We start from the raw sequence: 10,910 nt of genomic DNA on the forward strand, positions 1-10,910 counted from the left end.
CACAGTAGAGAAACATCCCGGACACTTGTCAATGGTTGTTGCTGTGCGGTTATGTTGGGCTCTGCACTGCCTCACTGTGTGTGCACGTTCCCATTTGATCGATCGACCGGGAGACCATCCATGCCGGAGACCACCCCCAGGGGCCTCACCAGGCTCGCCTTCGGTGGGGACTACAACCCCGAGCAGTGGCCGGAAAGCGTCTGGCAGGAGGACGTCCGGCTGATGCGGGAGGCCGGCGTCACCATGGTGAGTGTCGGGATCTTCTCCTGGGCGCTGCTGGAGCCCTCACCCGGCCGTTACGACTTCGGCTGGCTCGACCGGCTCCTGGACCTGCTGCACGAGCACGGCGTCCGCGTCGACCTGGGCACCCCCACCGTCGTGCCGCCCGTCTGGTTCTACCGGGCCCACCCCGACGCCCTGCCGGTCACCCGCGAGGGCGTGCGCTACGAGTTCGGCTCCCGCGCGGCGATCTGCCACAGCAACGCCGACTACCGGGTGGCCGCCGCGGCCGTCACCACGAAGCTCGCCGAACGCTACGGCGACCACCCGGCCCTGGCGATGTGGCACGTGCACAACGAGTACGGCGTCCCCGTCTCGGCCTGCTACTGCGACTCGTGCGCCGCGCACTTCCGCCGCTGGCTGGCGACGACGTACGGCACGGTCGACGCGGTCAACGAAGCCTGGGGCACGGCCTTCTGGGGCCAGCGCTACACCGACTTCGACCAGATCAACCCGCCCCGGCTCACCCCCGCGGCCGTCAACCCCGGCCAGGCGCTGGACTACAAGCGGTTCGCCGACGCCACCATGCGCGAGAACTTCGTGACGGAGCGGGACATCCTGCACCGCCTCTCACCGGGCGTCCCGGTCACCACCAACTTCATGACGGCGCTGAGCCAGTGCGACTCCGTCGACTACTGGGCCTGGGGCCGCGAGGTCGACATTGTCACCAACGACCACTACCTCATCACCGACGGCCGCCGCACCCACGTCAACCTGGCGATGGCCGCCGACCTCACCCGCTCCGTCGCGGGCGGCGCGCCCTGGCTGCTGCTGGAGCACTCCACCTCGGGTGTCAACTGGCAGCCCCGCAACCCCGCCAAGGCCCCCGGCCAGATGGCCCGCAACTCCCTCACGCACGTGGCGCGCGGCTCCGAGGGCGCCATGTTCTTCCAGTGGCGCCAGTCCCGCCGCGGCGCCGAGAAGTTCCACTCGGCGATGGTCCCGCACGGCGGAACCGACACCCGTGTGTGGCGCGAGGTCGTCGAACTCGGCGCGTCCATCGACGCGTTGAGCGAGATCCGCGGCACCCGCACCGAAGCCGACGTGGCCGTGCTGTGGGACTGGCACTCCTGGTGGGCGCAGAACCTCGACTGGCGCCCCAGCGTCGACCACGACGCCCGCGAGCGCGCCGACGCCTTCTACGAGGCCCTCTACGACCGCCACCTCACCGTCGACTTCGCCCACCCGGAAGCCGACTTGTCGAGGTATCCCCTTGTCGTCGTACCGGCCCTGTACCTGATGACGAAGGCGGCTGGGAACAACCTCACGGCCTACGTCGAGAACGGCGGCACGCTGGTCGTCTCGTACTTCTCCGGCATCGTCGACCAGCACGACGCCGTCCACGAGGGCGCCTACCCGGGCCCGCTGCGGGACGTCCTCGGCCTCACCGTCGAGGAGTTCTCGCCGCTGCTGCCCGGCGAACGGGTGCGCGTCAGCGGCCCCGACGGATCCGAGCTGGGCGCCGACGTGTGGACGGAGTTCGTGGTGCCGCGCGGCGCCGAGACCGTCCTGACGTACGCCGACGGCCTCACCGCGGGGCGGCCCGCCGTCACCCGGCACCGCCGCGGCGAGGGCACCGCCTGGTACGTCTCCACCCGGCTGGCAGCCGACGGTCTCGACGCGCTGCTCGGCTGGGCGGTCGAGGACGCGCGGCTCGCCCCGCGCGCCGACCTGCCCCGGGACGTCGAAGTGGTCCGCCGCACCGGCGAGTCGGGCACCTACCTGTTCGCCGTCAACCACACCGGCTCGGACGCCAAGGTGCCGCTGGAGGCCCCCGGCACCGAGCTGCTGACCGGTGAACGCGCCGTGGGCCGGCTGCCGGTCCCGGCCGGAGCCGTCCGGGTCGTCCGGCTCGACGGCTGAACCGACTCCCTCCGCCCGCGCGAGCCACGAGCCGCGGGCGGAGGGGCTCTCTCGCCTCACCTACGGGCGAGGGGCACCCCCAATCCCCACGTCGAAGGGACGACGGACGACGATGTTCCATCCCAGACGCACGCTCAGAACCCTGCTGCTCCCGCTCGCGGCGGGGCTCGCCCTCACCGCCCTGCCCGCCACCTCCGCCCACGCCGCGAGCACGCTCACCAACGGCGGCTTCGAGGCAGACGGCGCGGGCGCGGCCACACCGGGCGGCTGGTCCGAGTACGGCGACACCGGCGCCTCGTTCACCGAGTCCGGCGGCCACGGCGGCGGCTACCGCCTCAGCCACTGGTCCTCCACCGCCTACAAGGTGGAGACGTACCAGTACCTGTCCGGACTCACCAACGGCACCTACAAACTCACCGCATGGGTGCGCTCCGGCGGCGGACAGAAGTCCGCGTACATGGCGCTGAAGAACTGCGGCGGAGCCGAGCAGCGCACCGACCTGCCGGTCTCGGCCAGTGGGTGGATCCGGATCGTCGTGCCGGTCAATGTGAGCAACAACCAGTGCACGATCAGCGTCAACAGTGACGCGAACGCGGGCAACTGGATCAATGTCGACGACCTGACCTTCACGTCGGGCACGTCCAGTACGTCGATCAAGGGTGCCGACATCTCCTCGCTGGCCAAGAGCGAGGCCAAGGGCGGCGTCTACCGGAACAGCTCCGGCACGGCCGGCGACGCCCTGGCGATCCTCAAGTCGTCCGGCATGAACTACGCGCGCCTCAAGGTCTGGGTGAACCCGGCCGACGGCTACAACAACAAGGCGCGCGTCCTCGCCACGGCCAAGCGCGTCAAGGCGCAGGGCATGAAGCTGCTGGTCGACTTCCACTACTCGGACTTCTGGGCCGACCCGGGCCGCCAGGACAAACCCGCCGCCTGGGCCGGGCACTCGTACAGTCAACTCAAGACCGACGTGTACAACCACACCTACGACGTGTTGAACGCCTTGAAGGCGCAGGGCACCACCGCCGACATGGTCCAGGTCGGCAATGAGATCAACGGCGGCATGCTGTGGAACGAGGGATCGACCTCCAACTGGACGCAGCTGGCAGGTCTGCTCAACTCCGGCTACGACGCGGTCAAGGCGGTCAACGCGAACACGACCGTCGCCCTGCACCTCGCCGAGGGCGGTGACCTGGAGGGCACCCGCTGGTGGTTCGACAGCGCGCGCTCCCACGGCGTGAAGTTCGACGCGATCGGCCTGTCGTACTACGGCTACTGGCACGGCACGCTGGCCGACTTCCAGACGACCCTCGACGACGCGGCCGCCCGCTACGGCAAGCCGGTCTTCGTCGCCGAGACCGCCTATCCGTTCCGCCTGGACAGCGAGGACTCGCACCAGAACATCATCGACACCAGCGGCGAGCTGGTCTCCGGCTACCCGGCGAGCGTGGCCGGCCAGACCCGGTGGATGAACGACGTGGCGAGCATCGTGGAGGCCGTCCCGAACGGCCGCGGCCTCGGCATCTTCTACTGGGAGGCCACCTGGACCGCCGTGAACGGCAACGGCTGGGACCCGACCGACGCCTCCTCCGGCAACGCCTGGGAGAACCAGGCGCTGTTCGGCTACGACGACCGGGCACTCTCGTCGATGTCCTGGTTCCGCCACCGCTGACCACACGGGGAGGGGGCCCGGCCGCACACCCGCGGCCGGGCCCTCGCCCGTTCCCGAACTCACCCGTGAACCCACGTCGGTCCGGTATCGGTCAAGGACGCCGAGTCCGGGACGCGGCGGCTTCGACTGCGAGACAGTGGGAAGAGGGGGCAGACGACCAGAGCCGCGAGGCAGGGGCACGACATGCTGAGGACTCCCACGGACGAGACGCGCCTGCGCATCCTGGCCTGGCTCAAGGAACCCGGCCCCGCCGCACACGGCGTCACCGCGGACGCCGTCGCCGAGAGGTTCTCGATGCCCCGCCCGGTCGCCGTCACCCACCTCCGGCTGCTCCATGCCACCGGCATGCTGCGCACCAGCCGGTCCGCCGGCCGCGTGCACTACCACCGCGACGAGATGCGGATCGCAGAGGTGGCCCGGATGTTTGAGAAGGGCTGGTAGGCGACCCGGTACAGCGGAACCCAGCGGCATCCCTCCGACGGTGAAGGACACGCACGCGATGGAACGTCCCACGGCACTCCTCCCGCGCCACTACGTCGCGGTGGGCCCCGGCCCCGAGGACGTGGTCGCCGACCCGCGCGGCCGCGTGCTGACCGGCCTGGCGGACGGCCGCATCCTGCGCCTGGACGGCCTGGGGGACCCGGTGACGGCCCGTACCGAGGTGCTCGCCGAGACCGGGGGCAGGCCCCTCGGGCTCGAACTCCTCCCGGACGGCGACCTGCTGGTGTGCGACGCCGAACGCGGACTGCTGCGCGTCGGCACCGGCGACGGCACCGTCCGCGTCCTCGCCGACAAGGTGGCGGGGGAGCGGCTGCGGTTCGCCAGCAACGTCGTGTCCCTCTCCGACGGCAGCGTGTACTTCACCGTCTCCAGCCGCCGCCACCCCCTGGACCACTGGATCAGCGACATCGTCGAGCACACCGGGACGGGGCGCCTGCTGCGCCTCGCCCCAGGCGCGGACACTCCCGAGGTGGTGCTGGACGGCCTCCAGTTCACCAACGGGCTCGCCGCCGGAGCCGACGAGTCGTTCCTCGTCGTCGCCGAGACCGGCGCCCGCCGGCTCATCCGCTACCGGCTCACCGGGCCCGGGGCCGGCCGGAGCGAGCCCTTCGCCGAGAACCTGCCGGGCATGCCCGACAACCTCTGGCGCGGCGCCCCGGACGGACCGGTCTGGGTCGCGCTGGCCGGGCCCCGCGTCCCCGCCCTCGACCTGTTCCACCGCAGCGCACCAGCGGTCCGCCGCGCCGCCGGCCGCATGGCCGTGCGCGCTCCCTTCCGCCCCACCGGCACGATCGCGGTCCTGGCCTTCGACGACGCGGGCCGCGTCGTCCACCACCTCGCCCGCCGCCACGCCGGATACCGGATGGTCACCAGCGTGTGCGAAGCGGCCGGGCACCTCGTGCTGGGCAGCCTCTGGGAGCCGGGCGTGGCGGTCTGCGAGGCACCCGTCCCGAAGTGACGCCGGTTCGCCACGGGGGTTAGTCTGAACCCCGGCCGCGACACCTCTCGCGGCGCGGCGGTGGGGCCCGCCGTACCCGAACCGCGGCACGGACGCCGCCAACGGTCCCTACTTGCGACGGCACGCGCCCGCACGATCCCGGGCCCCGGCGAGTAGGAGACGGACGACCATGACGGCCCCCGAGGCGGAAAGCCTCCGCATCCGGCCCGCTGACCCACACCCCTCCGCCTGGCGCGCCCAGGCACCGGTCGTTGCGGTGGTGGCGCTCGGCGGGGGAGCGGGGGCCGCCGCCCGCTACGCGGCGTCGCTGTGGTGGCCCGCGCACACGGGTGGCTTCCCCTGGACGATCTTCTGGGTCAACGTCGCGGGCTGCGCCGTGATCGGCGTGTTCATGGTGGTCATCACAGAGTTCCGGGCCGCGCACCGCCTGGTCCGCCCCTTTTTCGGCACCGGCGTGCTCGGGGGTTTCACGACCTTCTCGACCTACGCCGTCGACATCCAGAAGCTGGCCGACAGCGGCCACGTCCGCACCGGCCTGACCTACCTCGCCGCGACCCCGCTCGCGGCGCTCACGGCGGTGTGGCTCGCGGCCTGGTCGACCCGCCGTGTCCTGAAGTGGAGGCAGCCATGACACGGCTGACCGGCAGGGCCCTGCGCCTGACCGTCTTCGTCGGCGAGAACGACACCTGGCACCACAAGCCCCTGTACTCGGAGATCGTCCACCGGGCCCATGCGGCGGGCCTCGCGGGCGCCAGCGTCTTCCGGGGCGTGGAGGGGTTCGGCGCCTCCTCGCTGATCCACACCTCGCGGCTGCTGTCCCTGAGCGAGGACCTGCCGGTCGCCGTCGTGATCGTCGACACCGAGCCACGCGTCCGGGCCTTCCTGCCCCAGCTCGACGAACTCGTCACCGAGGGCCTGGTGACCCTCGACGACTGCGAGGTCATCAGGTACACCGGCCGGGAGGACACTCCGGGTGAAACGGACGTGAAGGGTAAGAGGTCGTTGTGAACTGGCTGCTGGTCGTCGGGGGCGCGATGGTCGGCGCCCCGCTGCGCTACCTCACCGACCGCGCGGTCCAGTCCCGGCACGACTCGGTCTTCCCCTGGGGCACCTTCGCGGTGAACGTGACCGGCTGCCTGATCCTCGGCCTGCTCACCGGCGTCGCAGGACACGTCCAACTGCTGCTCGGCACGGGTCTGTGCGGGGCCCTGACGACGTACTCGACGTTCTCCTACGAGACGCTGCGCCTGGTGGAGACGGGGGCCCGCGGTTACGCCGTCCTCAATGTGACGGCGAGCCTGGCGGCCGGTCTCGGGGCGGCGTTCGCGGGGGTGACGCTCGCGCGTCTGTGAGATCCGTTCTCGCCCGCGTGTAGTAAGACGGTCCTCTCCGCGCCCGCCTCTTCCCGCACAGAACTGGATCCCATGAGCGTCATCAACGTCGGTCAGGCCGTCGTCCTCGGAGCCGTCGAGGGGGTGACCGAGTTCCTGCCCGTCTCCTCCACCGGCCATCTGAAGATCGCCGAAGGGCTCATGGGCATCCCCGTCGACGACCACGCCGTGATCGGGTTCTCGGCCGTCATCCAGGTCGGCGCGATCGCCGCGGTGCTCGTGTACTTCTTCAAGGACATCGTGCGGATCGTCTCCGCCTGGGGCCGGGGCCTGTTCCACCGCGAGGAGCGCTACCACCACGACTACAAGTTCGCCTGGTGGGTCATCTACGCCACCATCCCGATCGTCGCCGTCGGACTCGCCGCCAAGCCGCTCATCCAGGGCCCGCTCGCCTCGCTCTGGGTGGTGGCCGGCTCGCTGATCGTCGGCAGCGGGGTGATGTGGGCGGCCGACCAGATGGGCCGGCACAAGCGCGGCGAGGACGACACCTCCTTCAAGGACGCCATGCTCGTCGGCAGCTCCCAGATCCTCGCCCTGCTCTTCCCCGGCTTCTCCCGCTCCGGCGCCACCATGTCCACGGCGCTGATCCTCGACCTGGACCGCGTCGCCGCCACCCGGCTCTCCTTCTTCCTCGGCATCCCCGCCCTGACCGGCGCCGGCCTCTACGAACTCAAGGACGCCCTGGGCACCGGCGTGGGCGCGGCCCCGCTCGCCGTCGGCACGATCGTGTCCTTCGTGGTGGCCTACGGCTCCATCGCCTGGCTGCTGAAGTTCGTCGCCAAGCACTCGTTCAACGCCTTCGTGATCTACCGGATCGTCGTGGGGGTGCTGCTGTTCGGCCTGCTCGGGACGGGTGTGCTCACCAGCTGACCGGCCGCAGGGACCAGGGGGCGGGGAGCGTGAACGCGGGCTTCCGGCCCCCTGAACGTTTCGTTGCGACCCCTTGACAGGCGCCTCCCGCGACCCGCAGGATCGCCACCGTGAACCTGTCAGACAGCCGGACAGCCGGACAGCCCGTGCGGCGCGTCAGCGCCATGGAAGCGGTGCTGGCGCATCTGCGTGGCGCCATCGAGCGCGGCGACTACGCGATCGGCGACAAGCTCCCCTCCGAGGCGGAGCTGTGCCGCACCCTGGAGGTCTCCCGGCCCGTGCTGCGCGAGGCGCTGCGGGCGCTCCAGACCATGGGGCTGACCGTCTCCAGGACCGGCAAGGGCACCTTCGTCGTGGCCAGCACCGTCGAGGACCCCACCTTCGGTGACTACTCGGCCAGCCACCTGCTGGAGGTGCGCCGCCACGTCGAGATCCCGGTCGCCGGGTACGCGGCCCGGCGCCGCACCCCGGAGAACCTCGACCATCTGGCCCACCTGCTGGACCGGATGGAGCAGGAGACGGACACCACCGCCTGGGTCGCTATGGACACGCTGTTCCACCTCGCCGTGGCCGAGGCCGCCCAGAACCCGGTCTTCCGCCGGGTCATCGAGGAGATCCGGGACGCGCTGGCCCGCCAGTCCGCCTTCCTCAACGAGCTGGGCGGCCGCCGCGAGCAGTCCAACCGCGAGCACCGGGCGATCGTCGAGGCGCTGATCGACGGTTCCGAGAACGACGCCGTGGAGGCCATGGCCCACCACCTCGACCGCGTCGAGACGACCCTCACCGACATCGTGCGCCCCTCGCGCACGGACACCCCCACGGAAGGCGGACCCGAGGCGTGAGCGAGCAGTCCCTGCACGAAGGCGTGCAGAAACGAATCGGCCATGTCGACGCCGGAGACGCGGGCTACAGCAAGTCCCTGAAGTCCCGGCACGTCAACATGATCGCCATCGGCGGCGCCATCGGCACCGGCCTCTTCCTCGGCGCCGGCGGCCGCCTCGCCGACGCCGGCCCCTCCCTCTTCATCGCGTACGCGGTCTGCGGCCTCTTCGCCTTCCTCGTGGTCCGCGCCCTCGGCGAACTCGTGCTGTACCGGCCTTCCTCCGGCGCCTTCGTGTCGTACGCCCGGGAGTTCATGGGGGAGAAGGGCGCCTACACCGCGGGCTGGATGTACTTCCTCAACTGGGCGACCACCGGCATCGCCGACATCACCGCCGTGGCCACCTACACCCACTACTGGGGCATGTTCTCCGACATCCCGCAGTGGGTGATCGCGCTCATCGCGCTGGCGGTCGTGCTCACCGTGAACCTGATCTCGGTGAAGATCTTCGGCGAGCTGGAGTTCTGGTTCGCGATCATCAAGGTCGGCGCACTCGTCGTCTTCATGTGCATAGGCATCTTCCTGCTGGTCACCCAGCACCCCGTCGACGGCCACAGCCCCGGACCGTCCCTCATCAGCGACAACGGCGGCGTCTTCCCGCACGGCCTGCTGCCCATGCTGCTGATCATCCAGGGCGTCGTCTTCGCCTACGCCTCCGTCGAGCTCGTCGGCGTCGCGGCCGGCGAGACCGAGAACCCCGAGAAGATCATGCCGAAGGCGATCAACTCGATCATGTGGCGCGTGGGCCTCTTCTACGTCGGCTCGGTCGTCCTGCTGTCGATGCTGCTGCCGTGGAACAAGTACACGGCCGGCGAGAGCCCCTTCGTCACGGTGCTGTCCAACATCGGCGTCCCGGCGGCCGGCGGTGTGATGAACCTCGTCGTCCTCACCGCCGCGATGTCCTCCCTCAACTCCGGCCTGTACTCCACCGGCCGCATCCTGCGCTCCATGGCCATGGCCGGATCGGCGCCCAAGTTCACCTCGGTGATGAGCCGCAGCCAGGTCCCCTACGGCGGCATCCTGCTCACCAGCGGCATCTGCGTCCTGGGCGTCGGCCTCAACTTCGTCGTGCCCGCCGAGGCGTTCGAGATCGTGCTGAACTTCGCCGCGATCGGCATCCTCGCCACCTGGGGCATGATCATGATCTGTCACCTCCTCTTCTGGCAGAAGACCCAGAAGGGCGAGCTGACCCGCCCGGGCTACCGGCTGCCGGGCTCCCCCTGGACCGAGATCGTGACGCTGGCGTTCCTCGCCTCCGTCCTGGTCCTCATGTACGCCGACGGCGGCGCGGGACGCACCACCGTGCTGTGCCTGCCGCTGATCGTCGGGGCACTGGTCGCCGGATGGTTCGCCATCCGCGGCCGTATCGCGCGCAAGTCCACCACCGGAGCCGACGCGTGAGAGACGCGCCGCTCCACGAGAAGCAGGCAGTGATGCACAGCAGTTCCCTCGCGGACGCACCCCTGGTCCGTGAACCCGTCCACGCACCCGTCGCCCACCTCATACGCGGCGGAATCGTCGAAGGCATCCACTACGGCTCCGTCGTCGTCCTCGGCGCCGACGGAGAGGTCCAGCTCCAGATCGGAGACATCGAGGCCGCCTTCTACCCCCGCTCCGCGATCAAGCCCGTCCAGGCCGTGGCCATGGCCCGGGCCGGACTACCGCTCGACGGCGACTTGCTGTCGCTGACCGCGGCCAGCCACTCCGGCGAGGAACGCCACCTCGCCGGCACCCGGCGCATCCTCGAACTCGCCGGGCTCACCGAGGACCACCTGCGCAACGTCCCGGACCTGCCGTTCGACCCGGTCGTCCGGGACGCCTGGGTGCACAAGGGCCGGCTGCCCTCCCGGCTCGCGCAGAACTGCTCCGGCAAGCACGCGGCCATGCTCTACACCTGCACCCTCAACGGCTGGCCGCTGGAGAACTACCTCGACCCCGGCCACCCGCTCCAGCAGGCCGTCGCCGAGATCGTCGAGGACCTCACCGGGCAGCGCATCGCCGGGGTGACCGTCGACGGCTGCGGCGCGCCGCTGTTCTCCATCTCCCTGCACGGCCTCGCCCGGGCCACCGCCCGGATCGCCTCGGCTGCGCCGGGCACGCCCGAGGCCCGCGTCGCCGACGCGATGCGCGAGCACGCCGAGATGGCCTCCGGCTCCGGCCGGGACGTCGCCGCGCTGATGCGGGCCGTGCCAGGGCTGTTGTCCAAGGACGGGTTCGAGGGCGTGCAGGTAGCTGCGCTGGCCGATGGGCGGGCCGTCGCGGTGAAGATCGCGGATGGTGCGAACCGGGCCCGGGTGCCGGTGGCTGCCGCCGCGCTGGCCCGGGCGGGCGTCGACCCGGAGCTGCTCACCGAGTTCCAGGGCGAGCCGCTGCTGGGCGGTGGCCGGGAGGTCGGGCGGGTGCGGCCCGTTCGCTCGCTGGAGCCGCTCGCCGGTGCTGCCCGCGCCTGACGACGTGCCGGGTTCTCCCGTCCGGCGGCTGCGGATCCCCTGTGGC

General features: G+C 70.9%; 11 protein-coding genes. All 11 read left to right on the top strand.

What is annotated here, in order from left to right; all coding sequences use genetic code 11:
• Positions 1-120 precede the first annotated feature (120 nt).
• The 11 genes from GTY47_RS29605 (at position 121) to GTY47_RS29655 (ending at position 10,864) form a co-directional block, all read left to right on the top strand.
• Positions 121-2,142, top strand: coding sequence for a beta-galactosidase (locus GTY47_RS29605; protein ID WP_010043987.1), 2,022 nt, complete (start codon positions 121-123; stop codon positions 2,140-2,142).
• Between the two features lie 112 nt (positions 2,143-2,254).
• Positions 2,255-3,814, top strand: coding sequence for an arabinogalactan endo-1,4-beta-galactosidase (locus GTY47_RS29610; RefSeq protein ID WP_010043988.1), 1,560 nt, complete (start codon positions 2,255-2,257; stop codon positions 3,812-3,814).
• A gap of 183 nt (positions 3,815-3,997) precedes the next feature.
• A complete protein-coding gene (locus tag GTY47_RS29615; RefSeq protein WP_010043989.1) occupies positions 3,998-4,255 on the top strand; it encodes a helix-turn-helix domain-containing protein in 258 nt (85 codons plus the stop codon).
• 58 nt (positions 4,256-4,313) lie between these two features.
• A complete protein-coding gene (locus tag GTY47_RS29620) occupies positions 4,314-5,273 on the top strand; it encodes an SMP-30/gluconolactonase/LRE family protein (protein WP_010043990.1) in 960 nt (319 codons plus the stop codon).
• Between the two features lie 169 nt (positions 5,274-5,442).
• The gene (gene crcB, locus GTY47_RS29625; RefSeq protein WP_010043991.1) at positions 5,443-5,904 is read left to right on the top strand and encodes a fluoride efflux transporter CrcB; all 462 of its coding nucleotides are present in this window, start codon (positions 5,443-5,445) and stop codon (positions 5,902-5,904) included.
• Positions 5,901-6,281, top strand: a complete 381-nt coding sequence (locus GTY47_RS29630) for a DUF190 domain-containing protein (protein WP_010043992.1) — start codon at positions 5,901-5,903, stop codon at positions 6,279-6,281. The genes crcB (GTY47_RS29625) and GTY47_RS29630 overlap by 4 nt, the downstream gene beginning before the upstream one ends.
• The gene (gene crcB, locus GTY47_RS29635) at positions 6,278-6,625 is read left to right on the top strand and encodes a fluoride efflux transporter CrcB (protein WP_010043995.1); all 348 of its coding nucleotides are present in this window, start codon (positions 6,278-6,280) and stop codon (positions 6,623-6,625) included. Before GTY47_RS29630 ends, crcB (GTY47_RS29635) begins: the two co-directional genes overlap by 4 nt.
• A 72-nt stretch (positions 6,626-6,697) precedes the next feature.
• Positions 6,698-7,534, top strand: coding sequence for an undecaprenyl-diphosphate phosphatase (locus GTY47_RS29640; RefSeq protein WP_010043997.1), 837 nt, complete (start codon positions 6,698-6,700; stop codon positions 7,532-7,534).
• Between the two features lie 164 nt (positions 7,535-7,698).
• On the top strand, positions 7,699-8,376 hold the full coding sequence (locus tag GTY47_RS29645) for a FadR/GntR family transcriptional regulator (protein WP_029181459.1): 678 nt from the start codon (positions 7,699-7,701) through the stop codon (positions 8,374-8,376).
• Positions 8,373-9,815 (top strand): amino acid permease, encoded by a 1,443-nt coding sequence (locus GTY47_RS29650; RefSeq protein ID WP_010044000.1) that lies wholly within the window; start codon positions 8,373-8,375, stop codon positions 9,813-9,815. Before GTY47_RS29645 ends, GTY47_RS29650 begins: the two co-directional genes overlap by 4 nt.
• Positions 9,816-9,847: 32 nt before the next feature.
• On the top strand, positions 9,848-10,864 hold the full coding sequence (locus GTY47_RS29655) for an asparaginase (protein ID WP_010044002.1): 1,017 nt from the start codon (positions 9,848-9,850) through the stop codon (positions 10,862-10,864).
• The last annotated feature ends 46 nt before the right edge of the window (positions 10,865-10,910 follow it).

It is taken from the genome of Streptomyces sp. SID5464, from assembly GCF_009862985.1.
Lineage (GTDB): Bacteria > Actinomycetota > Actinomycetes > Streptomycetales > Streptomycetaceae > Streptomyces > Streptomyces chartreusis_D.

Bases quoted from the DNA above. Each gene is read 5' to 3' on its own strand.
- GTY47_RS29655 (WP_010044002.1), top strand. From the start codon at position 9,848: ATGCACAGCAGTTCCCTCGCGGACGCACCCCTGGTCCGTGAACCCGTC.
- GTY47_RS29630 (WP_010043992.1), top strand. From the start codon at position 5,901: ATGACACGGCTGACCGGCAGGGCCCTGCGCCTGACCGTCTTCGTCGGC.
- GTY47_RS29605 (WP_010043987.1), top strand. From the start codon at position 121: ATGCCGGAGACCACCCCCAGGGGCCTCACCAGGCTCGCCTTCGGTGGG.
- GTY47_RS29610 (WP_010043988.1), top strand. From the start codon at position 2,255: ATGTTCCATCCCAGACGCACGCTCAGAACCCTGCTGCTCCCGCTCGCG.
- GTY47_RS29620 (WP_010043990.1), top strand. From the start codon at position 4,314: ATGGAACGTCCCACGGCACTCCTCCCGCGCCACTACGTCGCGGTGGGC.
- GTY47_RS29645 (WP_029181459.1), top strand. From the start codon at position 7,699: ATGGAAGCGGTGCTGGCGCATCTGCGTGGCGCCATCGAGCGCGGCGAC.
- GTY47_RS29640 (WP_010043997.1), top strand. From the start codon at position 6,698: ATGAGCGTCATCAACGTCGGTCAGGCCGTCGTCCTCGGAGCCGTCGAG.
- crcB (WP_010043991.1), top strand. From the start codon at position 5,443: ATGACGGCCCCCGAGGCGGAAAGCCTCCGCATCCGGCCCGCTGACCCA.
- GTY47_RS29615 (WP_010043989.1), top strand. From the start codon at position 3,998: ATGCTGAGGACTCCCACGGACGAGACGCGCCTGCGCATCCTGGCCTGG.